21 protein-coding genes and 1 pseudogene are annotated in these 19,983 nt (G+C 53.9%); 15 read left to right on the forward strand and 7 right to left on the reverse strand.

Annotated elements, in window-relative coordinates:
- Position 1 precedes the first annotated feature (1 nt).
- The 4 genes and pseudogenes from ACTIKR_RS01120 to ACTIKR_RS01135 all read left to right on the forward strand — a co-directional run.
- Positions 2-730, forward strand: coding sequence for an amino acid ABC transporter ATP-binding protein (locus tag ACTIKR_RS01120; protein ID WP_193089151.1), 729 nt, complete (start codon positions 2-4; stop codon positions 728-730).
- A gap of 16 nt (positions 731-746) precedes the next feature.
- Positions 747-1,952: a pyridoxal phosphate-dependent aminotransferase gene (locus tag ACTIKR_RS01125; RefSeq protein ID WP_193089152.1), complete on the forward strand. Its 1,206-nt coding sequence runs from the start codon at positions 747-749 to the stop codon at positions 1,950-1,952.
- A 150-nt stretch (positions 1,953-2,102) separates the two neighbouring features.
- Positions 2,103-2,786 (forward strand): RraA family protein, encoded by a 684-nt coding sequence (locus tag ACTIKR_RS01130; protein WP_193089153.1) that lies wholly within the window; start codon positions 2,103-2,105, stop codon positions 2,784-2,786.
- 164 nt (positions 2,787-2,950) lie between these two features.
- Positions 2,951-3,148, forward strand: a pseudogene (locus tag ACTIKR_RS01135) (3-phosphoglycerate dehydrogenase); the annotation flags it as partial.
- A 20-nt stretch (positions 3,149-3,168) separates the two neighbouring features.
- Here the strand turns inward: ACTIKR_RS01135 and ACTIKR_RS01140 are convergent.
- Both ACTIKR_RS01140 and ACTIKR_RS01145 read right to left on the reverse strand, forming a co-directional pair.
- Positions 3,169-4,626 (reverse strand): aldehyde dehydrogenase family protein, encoded by a 1,458-nt coding sequence (locus tag ACTIKR_RS01140; protein WP_226817026.1) that lies wholly within the window; start codon positions 4,624-4,626, stop codon positions 3,169-3,171.
- A 2-nt stretch (positions 4,627-4,628) separates the two neighbouring features.
- Positions 4,629-6,335: an acetolactate synthase large subunit gene (locus tag ACTIKR_RS01145; protein ID WP_193089155.1), complete on the reverse strand. Its 1,707-nt coding sequence runs from the start codon at positions 6,333-6,335 to the stop codon at positions 4,629-4,631.
- Between the two features lie 489 nt (positions 6,336-6,824).
- On the opposite strand from ACTIKR_RS01145, the gene ACTIKR_RS01150 reads away from it, so the two are divergent.
- The 3 genes from ACTIKR_RS01150 to ACTIKR_RS01160 all read left to right on the forward strand — a co-directional run bounded on the left by ACTIKR_RS01150 (position 6,825) and on the right by ACTIKR_RS01160 (position 8,466).
- Positions 6,825-7,076, forward strand: coding sequence for a zinc-binding alcohol dehydrogenase family protein (locus tag ACTIKR_RS01150; RefSeq protein WP_193089156.1), 252 nt, complete (start codon positions 6,825-6,827; stop codon positions 7,074-7,076).
- A 97-nt stretch (positions 7,077-7,173) separates the two neighbouring features.
- A complete protein-coding gene (locus ACTIKR_RS01155) occupies positions 7,174-7,986 on the forward strand; it encodes an AraC family transcriptional regulator (RefSeq protein WP_193089157.1) in 813 nt (270 codons plus the stop codon).
- 93 nt (positions 7,987-8,079) lie between these two features.
- Positions 8,080-8,466, forward strand: a complete 387-nt coding sequence (locus ACTIKR_RS01160) for a cupin domain-containing protein (RefSeq protein ID WP_193089158.1) — start codon at positions 8,080-8,082, stop codon at positions 8,464-8,466.
- Positions 8,467-8,672: 206 nt separating this feature from the next.
- Here ACTIKR_RS01160 and ACTIKR_RS01165 read toward each other — a convergent pair whose 3' ends face one another.
- Positions 8,673-9,269, reverse strand: coding sequence for a TetR/AcrR family transcriptional regulator (locus ACTIKR_RS01165; protein ID WP_193089159.1), 597 nt, complete (start codon positions 9,267-9,269; stop codon positions 8,673-8,675).
- Between the two features lie 180 nt (positions 9,270-9,449).
- On the opposite strand from ACTIKR_RS01165, the gene ACTIKR_RS01170 reads away from it, so the two are divergent.
- The gene (locus tag ACTIKR_RS01170) at positions 9,450-10,184 is read left to right on the forward strand and encodes an SDR family NAD(P)-dependent oxidoreductase (protein ID WP_193089259.1); all 735 of its coding nucleotides are present in this window, start codon (positions 9,450-9,452) and stop codon (positions 10,182-10,184) included.
- A gap of 241 nt (positions 10,185-10,425) precedes the next feature.
- Positions 10,426-11,025 carry an NADPH-dependent F420 reductase gene (locus ACTIKR_RS01175; protein ID WP_193089160.1) on the forward strand — a complete coding sequence of 200 codons (600 nt, stop codon included), beginning with the start codon at positions 10,426-10,428 and terminating at the stop codon, positions 11,023-11,025.
- Positions 11,026-11,075: 50 nt separating this feature from the next.
- On the opposite strand, the gene ACTIKR_RS01180 is transcribed toward ACTIKR_RS01175, so the two are convergent.
- Entirely contained in the window at positions 11,076-11,933 is an 858-nt protein-coding gene (locus ACTIKR_RS01180; RefSeq protein WP_442326959.1) for a PA4780 family RIO1-like protein kinase, read from the reverse strand.
- 664 nt (positions 11,934-12,597) lie between these two features.
- Between ACTIKR_RS01180 and ACTIKR_RS01185 the strand changes: the two genes are divergently transcribed.
- The 5 genes from ACTIKR_RS01185 (at position 12,598) to ACTIKR_RS01205 (ending at position 16,732) form a co-directional block, all read left to right on the forward strand.
- Positions 12,598-13,581: a DUF1852 domain-containing protein gene (locus tag ACTIKR_RS01185; RefSeq protein WP_193089162.1), complete on the forward strand. Its 984-nt coding sequence runs from the start codon at positions 12,598-12,600 to the stop codon at positions 13,579-13,581.
- Positions 13,582-13,608: 27 nt separating this feature from the next.
- A complete protein-coding gene (locus tag ACTIKR_RS01190) occupies positions 13,609-14,637 on the forward strand; it encodes a methionine synthase (RefSeq protein WP_193089163.1) in 1,029 nt (342 codons plus the stop codon).
- Between the two features lie 21 nt (positions 14,638-14,658).
- Entirely contained in the window at positions 14,659-15,279 is a 621-nt protein-coding gene (locus ACTIKR_RS01195) for a flavin reductase family protein (RefSeq protein WP_442326960.1), read from the forward strand.
- Between the two features lie 130 nt (positions 15,280-15,409).
- Positions 15,410-15,712, forward strand: a complete 303-nt coding sequence (locus tag ACTIKR_RS01200; protein WP_014752010.1) for an ArsR/SmtB family transcription factor — start codon at positions 15,410-15,412, stop codon at positions 15,710-15,712.
- Positions 15,713-15,772: 60 nt separating this feature from the next.
- Positions 15,773-16,732 (forward strand): zinc-dependent alcohol dehydrogenase family protein, encoded by a 960-nt coding sequence (locus ACTIKR_RS01205; RefSeq protein ID WP_193089165.1) that lies wholly within the window; start codon positions 15,773-15,775, stop codon positions 16,730-16,732.
- A gap of 184 nt (positions 16,733-16,916) precedes the next feature.
- Here ACTIKR_RS01205 and ACTIKR_RS01210 read toward each other — a convergent pair whose 3' ends face one another.
- The 3 genes from ACTIKR_RS01210 to ACTIKR_RS01220 are packed head-to-tail and all read right to left on the reverse strand — an operon-like array spanning position 16,917 to position 18,449.
- A complete protein-coding gene (locus tag ACTIKR_RS01210; RefSeq protein ID WP_193089166.1) occupies positions 16,917-17,252 on the reverse strand; it encodes an EthD domain-containing protein in 336 nt (111 codons plus the stop codon).
- Between the two features lie 22 nt (positions 17,253-17,274).
- Entirely contained in the window at positions 17,275-18,243 is a 969-nt protein-coding gene (locus tag ACTIKR_RS01215) for a Bug family tripartite tricarboxylate transporter substrate binding protein (protein ID WP_193089167.1), read from the reverse strand.
- 26 nt (positions 18,244-18,269) lie between these two features.
- Positions 18,270-18,449 carry a hypothetical protein gene (locus ACTIKR_RS01220; protein ID WP_193089168.1) on the reverse strand — a complete coding sequence of 60 codons (180 nt, stop codon included), beginning with the start codon at positions 18,447-18,449 and terminating at the stop codon, positions 18,270-18,272.
- A 332-nt stretch (positions 18,450-18,781) separates the two neighbouring features.
- Between ACTIKR_RS01220 and ACTIKR_RS01225 the strand changes: the two genes are divergently transcribed.
- Positions 18,782-19,804, forward strand: coding sequence for an esterase (locus tag ACTIKR_RS01225; protein WP_193089169.1), 1,023 nt, complete (start codon positions 18,782-18,784; stop codon positions 19,802-19,804).
- The last annotated feature ends 179 nt before the right edge of the window (positions 19,805-19,983 follow it).

The raw sequence follows: 19,983 nt of genomic DNA on the forward strand, positions 1-19,983 counted from the left end.
AATGATCGTCTTCCAGGAAGTCCAGAAATACTACGGTGAGTACAAAGCGCTAGACGGTATCACCGAGACGATCGCCAAGGGCGAAGTCGTTGTTGTCTGCGGGCCTTCGGGATCGGGCAAGTCGACACTGATCCGCACGGTGAACCGGCTTGAGCCAATCTCGGGCGGCACGATCATGGTTGATGGCCAGGACACCAATGCGCCGAATGTCAACGTCAACGCTCTGCGCAGCCGTATCGGCTTCGTCTTCCAGAGCTTTAACCTTTTTCCACATCTCAGCGTCCTTCAGAACGTATCCATCGGCCCGACGGCGGTGTCGCGTTTGTCAGCTCAGGAAGCGCGTGAACGGTCTCTTGCCTTGCTGGAGAAAGTTGGATTGGCGAGCAAAGCCGATGACTTTCCCCCCCAGCTATCGGGCGGACAGCAGCAACGTGTGGCCATCGCACGCGCTCTGGCCATGCAGCCACCGGTCATGCTTTTTGACGAACCGACGAGCGCGCTTGACCCGGAGATGGTCGGCGAGGTTTTGAACGTGATGAAGCAGCTCGCGGCCGATGGCATGACGATGGTGTGCGTAACGCACGAGATGGGCTTCGCGCGCGAGGTGGCCGATCGGATCCTGTTCATGGACGCCGGCGCGATCGTGGAACGTTCTACACCCGATGAATTTTTTACCAACCCCCAACACCCACGCGCCAGGAAGTTCGTGTCGGACATCCGGCACGCATGAGCTGTTTGAGAAACCTATGACATATCTATCATCTTCACTTTCCCGTATCAAACCGTCGAGCACCATTGGCGCGACCCAGCGCGCACGCGATTTGGCAGCACAGGGCCGCGACATCATCGCCTTGAGCACGGGCGAGCCAGATTTCGATACACCCGATAATATTCGCCTCGCGGCCATTCGAGCCATCACAGACGGCAAAACCCGCTATACGCCTGTCAGCGGCATTCCCGAACTGCGCGACGCTATCACCAAGAAGTTCGAGAGGGAAAACGGCCTCTCTTACCAACGCGAGGAAACCATCGTTTGCAGCGGCGGCAAACATGTCATTGCCAACGCACTGCTTGCCACCCTGAACGAGGGCGACGAGGTCATCATCCCTGCCCCCTATTGGGTGTCCTACCCGGAGATCGTGGCGCTGTGCAATGGCGAACCTGTCATTGTGACCACCAGCATGGACCACGGGCTGAAGCTTACCCCCGAAGCGCTGGCAAAAGCGATCACGCCGAAGACCAAGTGGGTGATTCTGAACTCGCCGTCGAACCCCTCGGGCGCAGCCTACACCGAGCAGGAACTGCGCAGTCTTGCTGATGTGATCGTGGACCACGACCAGGTGCTGGTCATGTGCGACGACATTTATGAACACCTCGTCTATGACGATTTCGCGTACCGTACCCTCGCTCAGGTGGAGCCTCGGTTAAAAGAGCGCACCCTCACGATCAACGGTGTATCCAAAGGCTATGCCATGACCGGATGGCGCATCGGTTACGGTGCCGGCCCTGTCAAACTGATCAAAGCCATGGAAGTACTCCAGGGGCAGGTCACCTCCGCTGCGAGTTCGGTGGCTCAATGGGCGGCAGTTGAGGCGCTCGACGGACCACAGGACTACCTTGCAACCCGGCGCGAAGCATTCCGTCGCCGCAGAGACATGGTGGTGGACGCCCTGAACGAATGCAGCGGCATCCGTTGCCTGCGACCAGAAGGTGCCTTCTATGTCTTTCCCTCCTGCGAAGGGGCTTTCGGCAAAAAAACACCGTCTGGTGTGCGGATCGAAAACGACGAGTCCTTTGCACTGGAACTGCTGAGCGGCGAAGGCGTGGCTGTTGTCCAGGGCAGTGCGTTCGGCACCGCCGGCCACTTCCGCATTTCGTACGCGGCCAGCGAGAGCCACCTTACCGAGGCGCTTGTACGGATCAGGCGTTTTTGCGCGAGCCTGCAGGTGTGACCCTTCACTGGTAGCGTGAAGATATTAACGCATGAAAATACTATGGCGTGACGCAGGCCTTTGTTGAGGCGGCGATAAGTCACTGATTTACTATTAAAAGGAATTAACAATGGCATTACTATCAATGCAGTGGAAGGGAGTGAAGACCCAATGACGTCCACCAACATAAATCGCAATTTCGAACGTGTGTCTGCCGAGCATGTCGCGCAAGCCAGCCGGTATCAAGCGGCGATTTTCGCCGACGTGAATGGTCGCCGCGGTGCGATGCATGGGCGCATTGTGGCTGTCGAGCCCGGCATGAAGCTCGCTGGGCCTGCCTTCACTGTCGATGTGCGTCCGGGCGATAACCTTATGATTCATGCGGCGATCGCGCTAGCCAGGCCGGGCGATGTGCTCGTCATAGATGGCAAGAGCGACATGACCGCAGCGCTGATGGGTGCTTTGATGATGAACGCTTGCAAAGTTCGTCACCTCGCTGGCGTCGTCGTTGACGGTGCAGTACGAGACCGTGAGGAGCTCGAGTCTCTGGGTTTTCCCGTGTTTTCTGTGGGAACCAATCCTAACGGCCCGACGAAAAACGTAGCGGGTCGTATCGGTATGCCGTTGAGCTGTGGCGGAGTCACAGTGTACCCTGGAGATCTCGTCGTGGCGGACGTAGACGGTGTGGTCGTCCTTGAGCGCAAGGATGTCCCTGCGCTTTTGCCATTGGCAGCAAAAAAGGAGGCAGACGAAGCCACTCGCATGAATCAGATCCAGCGCGGCAATACCTCTGCGTCGTGGCTTGAAGATGCTTTGCGTAAAGCTGGAGCACTCTCGGACAGCGAGCACCTCTAGCGGGTGTATCGTGATCATTAAGCGTCGTTTCACCATGAAGTGAGAAATTAATGACCCAAGAAGCCATCGTTATTGCCGAAGAAAAAATCCATCCGGATGCGGTCGCTTTGTTAAAGGACTAATGTCCTTGTTACACCGGCGCACGCTTCAATCAAGACGAATTAGTTGCACGCGTCGAGCGCGAACAGCCGGTGGCCATCTTATCTCGTTACGGAAAAATCAATGAACGCGTACTAGCAGCCTCTCGCAAACTGAAGGTCATTGGTCGACATGGCGTAGGGATGGACGCCATCGACCAGGCCTCTGCCAAACAACTTGGAATCAAAGCGATTGCGGCCGTGGGATCGAACAGCCATGCCGTTGCAGAACGGGCGCTGCGTCATTACAGACTTGTAGGAAGCGCGCCTGCTCTGATCGGTCGGCGAATCACTAGGTTGCGGATTTCGGTCATGTCTTCCATCGCGAAACGCACGCCTTCGCGGCCTAGGCCCGAATCCTTGACCCCGCCATAGGGCATGTTGTCGACGCGGTAGCTGGGCACGTCGTTGATCACCACCCCGCCGACATCGAGATGATCCCAGGCGTCGAACATCTTGAACAGATCGCGGGTGAAGACTCCCGCCTGTAACCCGAATTTGGAGGCGTTGACCTCGGCGAGTGCGGCATTGAAATCAGTGAAGCTCGACAGCAAAGCGACCGGGCCGAACGCTTCTTCAGTGACAATCCTGGTGTTGGCAGGCACGGCTTCGAGCAGGGTGGCATCGAGCATCGCGCCGTCGCGGTTGCCGCCGCAGAGCAGCCTACCGCCAGCGACAACCGCCTCGTTGACCCAGGTTTCGAGCCGCATTGCTTCCTTGAAATGGATCATTGGGCCGATGAACGTGTCGCGCTGCTTGGGGTCGCCCGCTACCAGGGTCTTTGTCCTGGCGATCAGCATGTCGCGGAAACGGTCGTAGACATCGGCATGGATAATGATGCGCTGCACTCCGATACAGCTCTGCCCCGACTGGTAGAAGGCGCCGAAAATGACGCGTTCGAGCGCATCGTCGAGATCGGCATCAGCATCGACAATCACCGCGGCATTGCCGCCTAGCTCGAGCACCACCTTCTTTTTGCCGCAGCGGGCCTTGAGGTCCCAGCCGACATCGGGCGACCCGGTGAACGAGAGCAGCTTGAGTCGGTCGTCGGTGGTGAACAAGTCGGCCCCGTCGCGACTGGCGGGTAGGATGGAGAATGCGCCCTTAGGTAGGTCGGTCTCGGCAAGCACTTCACCGATGATGATCGCGCCCAAGGGGGTGCGGCTCGCCGGTTTCATCACGAACGGACAGCCTACCGCAAGCGCCGGGGCGATCTCGTGCGCGGCTAGGTTGAGCGGAAAGTTGAAGGGCGAGATGAATGAGCACGGTCCGATGGGCACGCGCTTCCAGATGCCCTGATAGCCCTTGGCGCGCGCCGAAATGTCGAGCGACTGGACCTCTCCGGTCATCCGCACCGACTCCTCGGCGGCGATGCGGAAGGTGTCTATCAGCCGGCCGACCTCACCCTCGCTATCCTTGATCGGCTTGCCCGCCTCTACGCACAGCGCGTACGCGAGCTCGTCGAACCGCTCGGTGAAACGGGTGACGCAATGGGAGAGTACCGCCTGGCGCTCGTAGCTAGCCATCCGAGCCATCGGTTCTGCCGCCTCGACCGCACCCCCGATCGCCGCATCGATCGTCGCGGCATCGGCCTGCGCGACGCGGAACGCGACCTCGCCGGTGAACTTGTCGGTCACTGCGAGATCGGCGTTCGGCTGTTGCGCCACGTTGTTTAGATAGAGCGGATAGACGGACTTGAGCATGGTCATTCGACACTCCCGGAGCGCATCCCGCTTTCCGGCGAAACCGGGGAAAGGGGCAGCGATTGCAATTCTTTCGACAGCGTATTTATGTCGGTGTGGAGGATTTGGTCATTCTCCGAATAGTCAACAGGGCAGTCGATCAGATGGACGCCCGCCGTGTCGCGGGTATGCGCGAGCAGCTGCTTGAGATGCTCGGCGCTTTGGGCGCGATGGCCGAACGCGCCATAGCTTTCCGCGTACTTGACGAAATCTGGGTTGCCATAGGTCAGACCCCAGTCCTTGAAGCCCATGTGCGCCTGCTTCCAGCGGATCATTCCATAGCTGTTGTCATTAAGGATCAGCACGGTGAGGTTGAGCTTTAAGCGAACGGCGGTTTCCATTTCCTGGCTGTTCATCATGAAGCCGCCATCGCCGCAGATCGCCATCACCTTGCGATTGGGATAGACCATCGCCGAGGCCATTGCCGAGGGCAGGCCTGCGCCCATCGTGGCGAGCGCATTATCGAGCAGCACGGTATTGGGGCGGTAAGCCGGATAGTCGCGCGCGAACCAGATTTTGTACACTCCGTTGTCGAGACATATGATGCCGTCTTCGGGCATCGCCGCGCGGACCTGTTCGACCAGAAAGGACGGGAAGATGGGAAAGCGTGCATCGCCCGAGAGCGACGCGGTGTGCGCGACCTGACCCTTGCGTGCCGCCAGCATCGCGTCGAACGTCCAGCCCCCATTGGGAACGATGTCTTGCTTGATCTGCCAGACCGCGTTGGCGATGTCGCCGATAACCTCGATCTGCGGGAAGTAGACCGAATCGACCTCGGCGGTTTTTGACGAGATGTGGATCACCTGCGTGCCGCCGGCCCGCATGAAGAACGGCGGCTTCTCGATCACGTCATGACCGATATTGACGATAAGGTCGGCGGCCTCGACCGCGCGGTGAACAAAGTCGCCCGTCGACAGGGCCGCGCAGCCGACAAACTTGGGGTGACGTTCGTCGATCACACCCTTGCCGAGCTGAGTGGTAAGGAACGGGATGCCGGTTTTTTCGATGAACTGGAGCAGCATCCGGCTGGTCATGGTGCGGTTGGCGCCTGCGCCGATCACCAAAATTGGAGACCTGGCCTTTTCGAGCGCATGTGCCGCAGCGCGTACCGACTTCACATCGGCATTGGGCCGCCGCGTGTGGCTGCGCTTGAGCGGCACCAATTCGGTTTTTTCGTCGGCGACGTCCTCGGGAAACTCGATATGCGTTGCGCCGGGCTTCTCCTCTTCGGCAAGCCGGAAGGCCTCGCGCACACGGCTGGGGATGTTGTCGGCGCTGGCGAGCTGGTGGGTGAACTTGGTCAGCGGCTTCATCATGTCGACCACATCGAGGATTTGGAAGCGACCTTGCTTCGACTTCTTGATCGGTTTTTGCCCGGTGACCATCAGGATCGGCATGCCACCAAGCTGCGCATAGGCGGCGGCGGTAACCAAATTGGTTGCGCCCGGTCCCAGCGTCGCCATGCACACGCCGGTCTTGCCGGTATGCCGGCCATAGGTCGCGGCCATGAAGCCTGCCCCCTGCTCGTGCCGGGTAAGGATCAGCTGGATCTTGGTCGAGCGGCTGAGGCTGTCGAGCATATCGAGATTCTCCTCGCCGGGAACCCCAAAAATATATTCCACCTCCTCTTCCTCCAGGCACTGGATGAAAAGATCGGATGCTTTGGTCATGATGAGATTCCTCTAGAGTAGGCTGTGTCGATAGTGAGGATAACATGGTTCTTTCCGATGGCTTGGAGTACAAACGTGTTGACGATCGGGTGCGCCAGTTCAATGTCTTGGGGCATTCATCGCGGCAATTGTCTTTATTACAGCAAAGGGCCATCACGCCTTCGGGCTGGTGTCTCAGGCGCATAATGTGCCTATTCCGCTCGGGTGGATCTCGGCTTGAGGAGGAGGGCGGGCTCAGGCATCTGGGTGTCGCCGCGGCCTTGCCCGCAGTGTGAATGACCAACGCCCCAGCGACGCGCAGGGCGCGGTTGATATCGCGCGTCCAGACGCTGGCTGACAATCCGTAGTCGCTGTCGTTGCCGAAATGCTGGACGGTGAGAACAGGGCCGACACTTGAGTCCTGGCCAGTGTGTTGCTCCCTCCAGGCTGTTCCCTGACCCAAGTCCCTTTGTCCTTTGGCGGCGCCTGGATGAGCGCTGTGAGCTCAGAATGAGGAGAGCGAAGAAAGCAGCCATCTACGATCTACCAGGCGTTCCCGATTTCCTGCGTTACAAAGAGGTTCCCGATCCGGTATGCCCGCCGGATGGCGTCATCATCTGCACTGAAGCGGTCGCCATTGAAGGCGGCGATCTGATCAACTGCGCAACTTCGCCACCGCCGCATCCAGACTACATCGTCGGATTCGCTGGTACCGGCGAGGTCGTAGCCATAATGGCCAGAGCAACCCTGAACGGTCTTTGAGATTACCTTCTACTCGTCTTCTTTACTCGGAGATATATAATTAAGCATCAGAATGCCAGTATTTTTATATCAGGCCGAGTTTTAAGTGATAAATGAGATGTCCAAACCGACACGTCACGATTGGGTCCAACACGCTACTCAGCCAGGAAAAATAGAGCGTATCGAAGCCTATTTTCGTGGCCACGGTTATGCACCCCATCGACACGATACTTATGCCATTGGGATCACCCTGGATGGTGTGCAGCGTTTCCATTACCGTTATGCCCAGCGTCATAGCGTTCCGGGTACGATTCTGGTATTGCACCCTGATGAGCTTCATGACGGAGAGGCTGGCACAGAAGCGGGTTTTCATTATCGAATGGTGTACATCGAACCGTCCTTGATCCAGCAGATCCTTGGCGGAAAGCCACTGCCATTTATTGAAGGGGGGCTATCAAGGGACGGTCGGCTTCGGGCGGCAATGGAACCATTACTACAGGGCGTGGGCGTGGATACCGACCCTATGCAAGAGGATAACGCACTGAGCGATCTTGCACATGCGCTGGTCGCCGTCGCCGGCACGCGTACCATCCGGCGTCAACCGGACTTCATTGCGGTGGAGCGTGCTCGGGCCTATATCAACGACTCACTCGAACAGGGCATGACATTGGACACGCTGGCACAAGCCAGTGGCTTGGATCGTTGGCAGTTATGCCGGGATTTCCGGTCGCTCTATGGCACCAGTCCCTATCGTTACCTAAGCATGCGTCGCCTGGCTTTTGCCCGGCGGCTGATGATGTCGGGCAAGACTGTCGCCGAATCAGCGTTAACGGCAGGCTTTTTCGACCAGAGCCATATGTCGCGCCAGTTCATGTCTGCGTATGGCATCCCCCCGGCGAGATGGCTGAAGCTGGTCAGCCAGCTGCGATAGGGCAGCGGCGACGATGAGTTGCACGATCGTGCAAGACGAGCAGCGCATCATTCTTTATTATGCAAATCTCTTTGTTTTCAACGAGATATCAGCATGACACATACATCCCCCGTAGACAGCTATCACGTCATCAACCTCGCTCAAAAGTTCGGTCTTTTCAGCGAACAATGGAAACCCAAGGTCGTGGCCCAAATGAACGACTACCAGTTCAAGATCGCCCGCCTGGAAGGCGATTTCATTTGGCATACCCACTTTGATACTGATGAGGCCTTCCTCGTGCTGGAGGGCGAGCTGCGTATTGACTTTCGCGATGGCAGCGTCTTGCTGCGGCAAGGCGAGCTATATGTCGTTCCCAAAGGCGTTGAGCACAAACCCTATGCCGCCAGAGAAGTAAAACTGATGCTGATAGAACCGCACGGTACTTTAAATACCGGGGAGCAAACAGGAGAACGAACGGCCCAGAATGATTTGTGGATTTAATGGCCGACAGATTCAAGAGCGGCCACTCACACGACATGTGTGAGTGGCCGCTCCAACGTCTTATCGCCCTCGTCAACAGTTGCTGAGCACTTTCGACAAGATGCCGCTGCATTGGTTATCTTTGCCGGGACTTTTGCACAAATGGCCGCCGGTGCCAATCATCGCAACCGCCATCCGGCGATCTGCAGACAACCATTGCCTGCGTTTTATTTTGGTGCCTTTTTGGCTTTCTTGGCCTTCTTGACCACGTTGCCAGGCTGGTTTGTCAAAATTGCACTCGCAATAAGATCAAAAAGATAATCTCCCCGCGGCGTAAATGCGGGTTGGTCCCCGACCCAGCCGAGCGCAGACATGAGGGCGAACAGGTCAATCCCTTGCATATCGGTGCGCGCCGTTCCCTCGGTCTGGGCACGCTGCAATAGTCTTGCACCCGCTTCGTGCACTGCTGAGCAGGAAGCGAAAAGCGCGGACTCCGGGTCCTCGTGGGCGCTCGCCATCAAGGCCACCACGCCGCTATAGCTCAGAACGAATGCCACGCCTTCACGAAACCACGACACGAGTGCTTCGTCTGGGGGCGCTGACGTTTCAAGTTCAACTGCCTTTTGCGTGAGTGCGTCCAGATTCTCGCGCAGCAAGGCATCGAACAAGGCCTCTCGCGTGGGGAAATGGCGCAGCAGGGTGGCCAACCCCACGCCGGCCCGGCGCGCGATATCCCGCATGGACGCATCGGCGCCATGTTCGCTAACTACGCCACGCGCGACTGAAAGAACATGGTCGTAATTTTTTTTTGCGTCTGCTCGCATAAATTTCCTTGACAAATGGATCGCTGATCCGTATTCTAAATAAACGGATCAGTGATCCGGATATTTCAATCATGATTAATTTATGATTTTCTTCATGATGTGGATCACTGATCCATAAGATACAGCACATTCGTGCAAATGGGAATAGAAACGTGGCTTTACGCCACAAAAGGAACTGTTATGGGAAAGCTAGAAGGCAAGGTTGCAGTTGTTACGGGTGGATCAAGTGGCATGGCGTTAGCCAGCGCCAAGCGATTTGTTGAAGAGGGCGCCTATGTGTTTATCACCGGCAGAAGGCAAGAGGCATTGGATGAGGCCGTTAAGCTTATTGGGCGAAACGTGACCGGCGTGCGTGCAGATTCGGCCCATTTAGACGATCTTGACCGTCTGTTCGATACAGTTAAACGGGAGAAGGGCAAGATTGACGTTCTGTATGCGAGTGCCGGCACGGGCGAAGCCGTTGCTTTGGGCGAGATTACCGAGCAGCATTTTGATACGACGTTCAACCTGAATACGCGCGGCACGCTGTTTACCGTCCAGAAGGCGCTGCCATTGTTCAATGATGGCGGGTCGATCTTTATGACCGGCTCCATTGCGTCTGTGAAAGGGTTTCCAGATTTCAGTGTGTATGCGGGGAGCAAGGCAGCGTTGCACGCCTTCGCACGCGGATGGCTTAACGAACTGAAGAGCCGAAAAATCCGCGTAAATGTGCTTAGCCCCGGGCAGATCGCCACGCCGATTCAAGAGCAGCTTTTTGACGAAGAAACAATTCGAGCTTTCGAATCCCTGGTTCCGCGCGGAAAGATGGGCAAGCCTGAAGAAATTGCGACAGCGGCGCTGTTTCTTGCTTCAGACGATTCGAGTTTTGTGAATGGCGTGGAGTTGTATGTTGATGGCGGCACTGCGGCCATCTGAGGTCGCACCGAGCATTTGCAGCAAAAATAGTGTTCAAAAATCACGCCAAAAGCGTGCGGCCTGGCCCGGTCAACTTGAAAAAGACGACATGGGTGGTGCCGATCAATATGGAATCTCGATCACAAGACGGGATTAATTGTGGTGATTGTCCGGCGGGTGCGGTCATATCTGTACCCGCTACCGGTCATCAATGAATGTGGGTTCGTGGTTAATCACAACGGCCCATCAATGGAGAGTTAGCATGAGTTATTCAATAATTGGTTTTGGTTCGGTAGGCCAGGCGCTTGCCCGGGCATTCGCAAGAAAGAACATCGAAGTGAGCGTTGCCGGCCGACGTGCGCCCGAGGCGTTGACGCAGCAGGCACAAGCGATTGGCCCGACCGTTGTACCCACGACGCTGCAGGAGGCCATCGCATCCGACATAATCTTCCTGGCCGTGCCGTTTCGGGAACATCGCGAAGTGGCCAAGCTATTGGCAAGCTGGCGTGGTAAGACGATTGTCGATGCGACAAATGCCTACGGCATTTCCGAGGAAGAGCTCGAAGGCTTGCCGTCGGCCGCTGTTGTCGCCAAGGCGTTTACCGATGCCAGCGTTGTAAAGGGCTTTAACCACCTGGTGGCTGCCGTTCTGGGCGCTGATCCGAGCGTAAATGGTGGCAGCCGTGTCGTGTTTTTATCCAGCGATGATGAACATGCCGTGGCGCCGGTCGCGGCGCTGGCGGAGCAACTGGGTTATGCACCGATTGCGCTGGGGCCCCTCAAGGAAGGCGGCGCGTTGGTTCACGGCAGCGGTAATACCTGGGGGAAATTGATCTTTAAGGATTTGGTCAGGTTCAAATAGCGGTGTGTCAAGAACACCTGGAACCCAGCAGGTGTTGTTGCTCAGCGCCCTTACTGGGTGCTGGTCAATTGCTGCTCGCGGCGCACCCGCGCCTCTTCTTCCAGGCGACTATCTTCCAGTTCCAGCAGCAGGCTGTCCATATCCACGGGGCTAGCGTCGGGTTCGACATAGCCGGTCAGTTCGACATCCACGTTAAGTTCGCCCGCTTCGTAAAGCGCCCACATTTCCTTGCCATAGCTGGCAGATAGAAGTTCTGGAGCAAAGCGCCCAAAATACGCTGCAAGGTTGTTCACGTCGCGAACCAGCATCGCGCCCGCTTCTGTGTTCGCGGCGGCGTCAACGGCCTGAGGCAGATCAATAATGACCGGGCCATCGGCGGCAAGCAGGATGTTGTATTCGGACAGATCGCCGTGTATGACGCCTGCGCAAAGCATGCGTACAACCTGGTTGAGCAGCATGGCGTGCAGCTCCAGAGCACGTTCTTGGGTCAGGTCCACGTCGTTCAGTCGCGGCGCGACATCGCCCTCTGCATCCACAACCAGTTCCATCAGCAACACGCCGTCGGTGCATATATAGGGCTGGGGTACGCGCACGCCGGCATTGGCCAGCTGGAATAATGCGTCCACTTCGGCGTTCTGCCAGACTTCTTCCTGCATCTGGCGACCGTAGCGGCTGCCTTTTTCCATGGCGCGGGCCTGCCTGGAATTTTGTACCTTGCGGCCGTCCCGGTACGACGCTGCCTGCCGGAAGCTGCGTTGTTTGGCATCTTTGTACACTTTTGCGCATCGCGTGGCGTCGCCGCTGCGTACGACATACACGGTGGCTTCTTTGCCGCTCATGAGCTGGCTAAGCACTTCGTCGATAAGGCCTTCCTCTAGGAGCGGCACAAGCCGCTTGGGCACTTTCACGCGGCCGCCGCTATTGAGGGGCAGCAAATGTGCTGAATGCGGGGGCAAAACGGAAATAGGGTATAGGAAAGAAAGAAATTCATGCCCTATTGTAAAGGAGGTGGTAACCCACGGAGCGACAATTTCGATATTTCGCTATTGAAATCAACGACAAAACCCTCGCCGCGCCGTGATACATGGCTTCTAAGGCAGCGTGTTTTGCGAGTATTCATCCCCATTTATGGGGTAGAACCGAGCCTTGAACACCAGGAGATTTAAGCTGGAGCCGGGACCAGAATCGAACCTGTAGCCCTTGCTGCGGGGAGTTCCCTGTGCTGCACCGGAGTCCGCCTCGCCATGCCCCGTCTGTCACATCGGTATTGGCAAGGTAAGTTAAGCTTAAAAACTGAGTCATTACCCTTCTTGCATAATGAGTGTGCCGTGGGGCAATGAAAGGACAGCGAATAGGGAGGGGCACATTGACGTGCCGCTCGGCGCGCTCACCATTCTATGAATGAAGCCGACGAAAGAATGAATTTTATTCACTTTAAATATGACTAATGCAATATAGACTGCCGCCTTTGCATCACAAATGTCTAGATTGCTGAAATTAAAAAAAAGAAAATTTGAGCATCGTTGAATAGATAAATGTGGGTTTTATCCTGGAAATTAAGGCAGCAGCATAATGAGTACAGAGTTTACATTTGCCATTAAGAGCACTTGTTTCAATGAAGACTATCGTCCTTCAGACAATACGCGAATCACCACCAACTTTGCCAATCTGGCCAGAGGCGAGAGTCGGCAAGAGAACCTGCGCAATACCCTTAAGATGATTGACAATCGTTTTAATGCCCTGGCGCATTGGGACAACCCTACTGGCGATCGCTATAGCGTCAACCTTGACATTATCTCAGTTGAAATGCGCTTTGAAGGTCAAAGCAATGATCGCGACCTGCCTGTGATTGAAATATTAAAGACGAGCGTAGTTGATCGAAAAACCAACGAATGCATTGAGGGCATTGTAGGAAACAATTTTTCTTCTTACGTGCGAGATTATGACTTTAGTGTGCTGCTGCCGGAATACGCCAAGCATCAGCCCGAATTCGGCGCGCCCGAGGACTTTGGACAATTGCATGGCAAGTTGTTCAAGAGCTTTGTGAATTCAAAGACTTACAAGGATAATTTCGCCAAAGCACCTGTTATATGCCTGAGCGTGTCGAGCAGCAAGACCTATCATCGTACTGAAAACCAGCACCCCGTGTTGGGCGTGGAATACCACCAAGATAAATATTCATTGACTGACGAGTACTTCAAAAAAATGGGGATGAAGGTCCGCTATTTCATGCCTGCCAATAGTGCGGCGCCATTGGCCTTTTATTTTTCCGGCGATTTGCTGCGTGATTATACGGACCTTGAGCTCATTAGCACCATCAGCACGATGGACACCTTCCAAAAAATTTATCGGCCAGAGATTTACAACGCAAATTCTGCCGCAGGCAAGTCTTATCAGCCGAGTTTGAAGCACCAGGATTATTCGTTAACCCGGATTGTTTATGATCGGGAGGAACGTAGCCGGCTGGCGGCCGAGCAGGGAAGGTACGCCGAGGAGCAGTTCATCAAACCATACCGGGCGATTCTTGAGCAATGGTCCGCGCACTCCCATCTTTGAAAACTCAAACACACCATGACTACTATTGTGAAAAAATTATTACCCACATCAACGGCTGGCAGCCTGCCTAAACCCGCCTGGCTTGCCGAACCCGAAAAACTCTGGTCCCCCTGGAAACTGCAGGATGAGGGATTGATCGAGGGCAAGCAAGATGCGTTGCGTCTGTCTTTACAGGAGCAACAGCACGCGGGGATTGACATCGTTAGCGACGGTGAACAAACGCGCCAGCATTTCGTGACAACATTCATTGAACACCTGGAAGGTGTGGATTTCGAGAACCGCAAGACCGTTAGAATTCGTGATCGCTATGATGCGAGCGTGCCGACGGTCGTGGGTGCCGTCGCTCGGCGCAAGCCCGTGTTTGTTGACGACGCGCGGTTTTTGCGTCAACAGACTAATCAACCGATCAAATGGGCCTTACCGGGTCCCATGACGATGATCGATACCCTGTATGATGCCCACTATCAAAGTCGCGAAAAGCTGGCTTGGGAATTTGCCAAGATTCTTAATCAGGAAGCCAAAGAGCTGGAGGCTGCGGGTGTCGATATCATCCAATTTGACGAACCTGCGTTCAATGTGTTCTTTGATGAGGTAAATGATTGGGGCGTCGCTACGCTGGAAAGAGCCATTGAAGGACTGAAGTGTGAAACCGCGGTTCATATTTGCTATGGCTATGGCATCAAAGCGAATACGGATTGGAAAAAGACGCTGGGATCCGAGTGGCGGCAGTATGAAGAAGCGTTCCCCAAGTTGCAGAAATCCAGTATCGACATCGTCTCGCTGGAATGCCAAAACTCGCACGTTCCCATGGATCTTATCGAACTGATTCGCGGTAAAAAAGTGATGGTGGGCGCCATTGATGTGGCCACAAACACCATTGAAACACCCGATGAAGTGGCCGATACGCTGCGAAAAGCACTGCAGTTCGTGGATGCCGATAAGCTCTATCCGTGCACCAATTGCGGCATGGCGCCATTGTCGCGTAGCGTTGCAAGAGGCAAGTTGAATGCGTTGAGTGCCGGAGCGGACATCGTTCGCAGGGAACTGGCAAACTGATTTTCTGTCGGGGCATGGTCGTTGCGAACCGTTCGTGACGACCATGCACGGGCTAAGGACGGACGTCTGGCAATCTGGCCGGACTGCTTTTCCTTAGCACTTTCAAGCTACATCCAGTATTTCAATTGCATCATGTCACTTTCCACTACTGCGATTGAGCCTTTGCGTTTTCGCGAAGCGCTCGGGCACTACGCTTCCGGCATCACGGTGATCACATCGCACTTCGAAGGCGAGCCCATTGGCTTCACCTGCCAGTCGTTTCATAGCGTGTCTATGGACCCGCCGCTGGTGTCGTTCAACGTGATGACTCGTTCGACCAGCTATCCAAAAATTCGCCAGGCAGGTCGCTTCGTTGTCAATATTCTGTCCGATGAGCAAGTGGCGATCTCCAGGCAGTTCGCCCAGAGAGGCGCGGACAAGTGGCGCAACGTCCAGTGGCAGGCATCGCCCCTGGGTAGCCCGATCCTTGCCGGCAGCCTTCACTGGCTTGATTGCGAAATGTACGCTGAATACGCCGCCGGGGATCACTTGATTGTTATTGGTGAAGTAAAAGCGTTGAAGCTGCAGGAGGGTGCTTGCTTGCAGCCGTTGCTGTATTTCAAAGGACAGTATCGAAACATCGCCACGCCTTACGCAGTTTGACAGTATCAGCGACCAGGCGTCGCACCCGTGCTTCTTCTTGCAGGCGACTATCTTCCAGTGTTTGCCACAAGGGTGGGATAGAGAAATACCAACAAATTGACATATCGGTAAATTTCGATATAATAGAGTTATGGACTTACTTGACATATTCAAAGCCCTCTCGAACCGTACTCGTCTTGATATCCTGAGACGCCTGAAGGACCCTGTAAATAACTTCCCTCCGCAAGACGAAGGGGACGTTCATACGGTGGGCGTCTGCGTAAGCAGTATCCAGGAGGGTGTTGGATTGTCGCAGTCCACGGTCTCTGACTATCTGGCCACTTTGCAAAGAGCGGGCCTGGTTGAAGTCCAACGTATTGGTCAGTGGACCTACTATAAACGCAACGAAGAAGCCATCAGTGCGCTTGCCGAACTCATCGGCAAAGACCTGTAATTTTTTTATCACTATATATCGATAAATCCCGATATTCCTTTTTGACGAAATGAGAATCTAATGAAAGCAATCACACTTAACACCTTTGGCGGCCCAGACGCATTTGAACTTTCTGAGGTGCCCAAACCGGTACCTGGAGCAGGGCAAGTTCTGGTTCGGGTTCACGCAACGTCCATCAACCCCCTGGACTATCAGGTCCGGCGCGGGGACTACCCCGACCTGGTGCCACTTCCGGCCATTACCGGACACGATGTTTCCGGCGTGGTAGAAGAAATCGGCGCGGGCGTGACCGCCTTCGCCCCAGGTGACGAGGTCTGGTATACGCCCCAAATTTTCGATGGTCCGGGAAGCTATGCCGAGTACCACGTTGCTGCCGAAAGCATCATAGGCAAGAAACCCGCTACGCTGAGTCATCTTGAAGCCGCTAGCCTGACCCTGGTCGGAGGAACCGCGTGGGAAGCGCTTGTTGTGCGTGCGGGCTTGCGAGTAGGGGAAAGCATTCTGATACACGGCGGCGCAGGGGGGGTAGGGCACGTGGCCATTCAACTTGCGAAGGCCATCGGTGCGAGGGTAATAACCACTGTACGTGAGGCAAATTTTGACTTCGCGCGCAGCATGGGCGCCGATGTTGTCATTGACTATGCGAAAGAAGATTATGTGGCGGCCGTGATGCGTGAAACAGCAGGCCAGGGCGTTGATGTTGTTTTCGATACGATCGGTGGCGACACCCTTGCCCGTTCTCCTGATGTGCTCGCACAGCTGGGTCGCCTGGTCTCTATCGTTGATATCGCGCAACCACAAAACCTCATTAACGCCTGGGGCAAGAATGCGAGTTATCACTTTGTGTTCACAAGACAGAATCGCGGCAAGCTGGATGAACTGAGCGCGCTGGTTGAACGCGGGCAGCTGCGGCCCCATGTTGGAGCCACTTATTCGTTAGCTGATATTGCTCTTGCGCATGCTCGCTTGGAAAGTGCTAATAATGGGTTGCGGGGGAAGATTGCTATTGCTGTGGTGTAGTGAGAGGATCCGGGCGCTGTATACGCTTAGACGTATACGGGGTCTGCGAAAGGACGATCACGTCATTGCCGGATATGGCCGAAGCGGAAAACATCCGCAATCCCGTTGCAAACTCATTAAATATCAATGACAGGATTGAGGTGATTCCAGACGTCTCGGCCATGTCCGGCGCTTGGACAGTTTTTTATGAACCAATGATAAGATTTTCAAAGACTGTGAAGGTTTTTATTTTTCCAATGAATGTAGCTCCATCCGCATGAAGTCGTTTTGCTTCGGGCGAGAGATTAGCTTTTTTAAGAGCATCAATGTCGTCATACCAAATCTCAGCGATACCATCAATATCGGCTTCGATAACCGGAATGTCTTGCCGGAAACGCTCCTCCACAATATTGGATTGGATATAACGCCGAAGGCCCGGAACGGCATGCGCCAATGGGGCGTGTTTTTCCACCCAATGGGTCATGAATTCTTCGTGTGACATGCCTTCTTTTCGTGTAAGCAACGAAATACTTTTGATCATTTAGAGTTTCCCCGAGTGTAAATTACTGTACAACAATATCAGCCGTTTTTATGACGGTTGTCCATAGTTTAGAATCGTTCGTGATTCGTTCGCCTAATTCACTGGATGTACTGGAAGCTGCGTCCATGCCCAGAGTGTGAAGACCGTCCTTGTACTTGGAGGATTCGGCAACTGTTTTGACGGCCGCGTTAAGTTTTTCGATCACTTCTGCGGGTGTTCCAGCGGGTGCGAAAACCCCATACCAGCTAAGTGGTTCAAAACCCTTTAAGCCCAATTCAGCAAAGGTAGGAGTGTCGGGAAGGGTATTTATTCGTTTACTGGAAGTGACGGCAAGAGCGCGCAAATTTCCCGCTTTAAGCTGTTCCTGACCTGCCACGGCCGCATCCACGACAAACGTAATTCTGCCGCCAATGACATCAATGAGTGCTGGCGCTGTTCCCTTGTAAGGGATGTGCTGAATATCGATGTTCGCACGGTTCTTTAGCAATTCACCCCATAAGTGCCCTGAACTTCCGGGGCCGGCTGAGCCGAAAGTGACCGTGCCGGGATTCGCCTTTGCATATGAAAGCAAATCATTCAGCTCTTTTGCGGGAAAATCTTTATCAGTGAACAGTGCGCTGGCAAATGTTGAAGTCAGACTAATCGGTGCTAATTGGCTGACTTTATAGCTTAATTTCTCTCCAAAAAGAGCGGGGTTAACCGTCATCATTCCTGCTGAAGAATATAACAGCGTATATCCGTCTGGGTTTGCATTGGCAACGAACGAGGCTCCGATGGCGCCGCTTGCTCCTCCCTTGTTTTCGATATAGATTTTTTGATTAAGTTCTTTTGACAACTCGTCGGCAAACAATCTTGCTGAGGTAGTGGCCGATCCGCCTGGAGCGAAAGGAACAACTAATCGGATTCCCTTTTCCGGATATTCTGCGTAAGCAACCGAGGACGCAATTGCCAATAAGCTTATTGCTATACCTGACTTGATTAATAATTTCATAAAGATTCCGTGCGTATAGAACTGATTTAAGCCGAATTTATTTGATCATTGAAGTATCTAGAGATACGTTTTGATTGCATCAGCAATGGCGTCAGGCTGTTCTGGCAACAGAGCGTGGCCGCATCAGCAATTTGAGCGGTGGTTACACGCTCATCTCCCCGGTCGTGGCTAAATTGCCAGCCATCCTCTTTGGGCGATTCTGCCATGGCTAGATTCGACCCGACCAAGTATGCCAAACCAAAAATGTGCAATAAGCCTCATCAAAAACCTCCTCATTAATTTGTTCTTTGTTCGCAGCTGCACACCGTATTTGAATCGTGATGTGAGCGACCGAGTTCTTATATTCAAATTGTTGTCGGAAATGCTAATCTGTTTTGATATTTATGTCAATAAATTATACTATTGACCTTTATGAGGCATAATATTTAAACTTTCGAACTGTTGACTTTTTCCAATCCAAGTCATGACCAAGGCGACGAAAAAATTGTGAACAATAGCGGTGCTATGATTTTCCGGCAATTATAAAAAGGAGACATAAATGAAATTTTTAGGATTGATGGCAACTTTGGGTGTGTCAATTTCTTTGTTCGGCTGCGCATCCAATAAGACTGAAACCGGCCCGATGACCATTGCTAAACAAGGCAGCTTCTTTGTTGGCGGAAAAAATATCAAATCAAATTCGGTATCAAACTTACCCATCTACTCATCATCGGGAACAATTGCGGTAGACCAAGTATATGTCCACTACCAAAAACCGACAGATGCAAAAAATACATCTGTAGTCTTAATCCATGGTTGTTGCTTGACCGGCAAGACTTGGGAGTCTACTCCGGATGGCCGAATGGGATGGGATGAATTATTCGTACGGAATGGTTTTTCTACGTATGTCGTGGATCAAGCCTCGCGAGGTCGGTCTGCCGCCGATCCATCGACCCTCATTGCAGTCAAAGGTGGTCGCCTGACTTCTAAGCAATTGCCGATGGTGAATCACGTATCGCAGGAGGATGCGTGGGAGGTTTTCCGCTTCGGACCCAAATATCCAGAAGTTTATCCTGGCATGCAATTCCCACTAGATGCTCAGGCAGAGTTCTGGAAGCAAATGGTTCCAGACTGGATAAGAGCATTACCCAAACCAACTCCCACGGTGCCAGCATTGTCTGAACTGGCTCAGAAAATCAATGGCGCAGTGCTTATTAGCCACTCCCAATCTGGCATTTTCCCTTTTGAGACGGCAAAATTGAACCCTGCTGGCATCCGTGGAATTGTATCGATTGAACCAGGCGCGTGCCCTGCAGCAGATGAAGACTTGTCTTATCTGAAAGGTATCCCTGTATTGGTTCTTTGGGGCGATTATGTGAACAAATCCCCACGCTGGGAACCGCGGTTAAAGGCATGCAAGGAATTCGTAGTTGCAGCGAATAAAGCAGGAGTCAAAGCGCAAAATGTGATGTTGAGCGATTTAGGCATGACTGGTGCGTCGCATATGCTCATGCAGGACAAGAATAGCATTCTGATAGGTAAATGGTTGATCGGTTGGATTAATCAGAACGTGAAAAGCTGATTTTTCTATCCGAGTTTTTACATATAGCGGCGCTCTGCGCGTTCCGTTACGGAATGCGGAAAAGACATTGGCCGCCCAAGCGGTCAATGTCAATGCGTTTTGTTCGCCCGTAAACTCTACTCCATCTTGATCCCGCTTAGTTTGGCGACTTTCCCACATTATTCGTATTCATATTGTAA

The organism is Advenella sp., assembly GCF_052108595.1.
Lineage (GTDB): Bacteria > Pseudomonadota > Gammaproteobacteria > Burkholderiales > Burkholderiaceae_B > Advenella.

Bases quoted from the DNA above. Each gene is read 5' to 3' on its own strand.
- ACTIKR_RS01120 (WP_193089151.1), top strand. From the start codon at position 2: ATGATCGTCTTCCAGGAAGTCCAGAAATACTACGGTGAGTACAAAGCG.
- ACTIKR_RS01125 (WP_193089152.1), top strand. From the start codon at position 747: ATGACATATCTATCATCTTCACTTTCCCGTATCAAACCGTCGAGCACC.
- ACTIKR_RS01130 (WP_193089153.1), top strand. From the start codon at position 2,103: ATGACGTCCACCAACATAAATCGCAATTTCGAACGTGTGTCTGCCGAG.
- ACTIKR_RS01140 (WP_226817026.1), bottom strand. From the start codon at position 4,626: ATGCTCAAGTCCGTCTATCCGCTCTATCTAAACAACGTGGCGCAACAG.
- ACTIKR_RS01145 (WP_193089155.1), bottom strand. From the start codon at position 6,335: ATGACCAAAGCATCCGATCTTTTCATCCAGTGCCTGGAGGAAGAGGAG.
- ACTIKR_RS01150 (WP_193089156.1), top strand. From the start codon at position 6,825: ATGAGGAGAGCGAAGAAAGCAGCCATCTACGATCTACCAGGCGTTCCC.
- ACTIKR_RS01155 (WP_193089157.1), top strand. From the start codon at position 7,174: ATGTCCAAACCGACACGTCACGATTGGGTCCAACACGCTACTCAGCCA.
- ACTIKR_RS01160 (WP_193089158.1), top strand. From the start codon at position 8,080: ATGACACATACATCCCCCGTAGACAGCTATCACGTCATCAACCTCGCT.
- ACTIKR_RS01165 (WP_193089159.1), bottom strand. From the start codon at position 9,269: ATGCGAGCAGACGCAAAAAAAAATTACGACCATGTTCTTTCAGTCGCG.
- ACTIKR_RS01170 (WP_193089259.1), top strand. From the start codon at position 9,450: ATGGGAAAGCTAGAAGGCAAGGTTGCAGTTGTTACGGGTGGATCAAGT.
- ACTIKR_RS01175 (WP_193089160.1), top strand. From the start codon at position 10,426: ATGAGTTATTCAATAATTGGTTTTGGTTCGGTAGGCCAGGCGCTTGCC.
- ACTIKR_RS01185 (WP_193089162.1), top strand. From the start codon at position 12,598: ATGAGTACAGAGTTTACATTTGCCATTAAGAGCACTTGTTTCAATGAA.
- ACTIKR_RS01200 (WP_014752010.1), top strand. From the start codon at position 15,410: ATGGACTTACTTGACATATTCAAAGCCCTCTCGAACCGTACTCGTCTT.
- ACTIKR_RS01205 (WP_193089165.1), top strand. From the start codon at position 15,773: ATGAAAGCAATCACACTTAACACCTTTGGCGGCCCAGACGCATTTGAA.
- ACTIKR_RS01210 (WP_193089166.1), bottom strand. From the start codon at position 17,252: ATGATCAAAAGTATTTCGTTGCTTACACGAAAAGAAGGCATGTCACAC.
- ACTIKR_RS01215 (WP_193089167.1), bottom strand. From the start codon at position 18,243: ATGAAATTATTAATCAAGTCAGGTATAGCAATAAGCTTATTGGCAATT.
- ACTIKR_RS01220 (WP_193089168.1), bottom strand. From the start codon at position 18,449: ATGGCAGAATCGCCCAAAGAGGATGGCTGGCAATTTAGCCACGACCGG.
- ACTIKR_RS01225 (WP_193089169.1), top strand. From the start codon at position 18,782: ATGAAATTTTTAGGATTGATGGCAACTTTGGGTGTGTCAATTTCTTTG.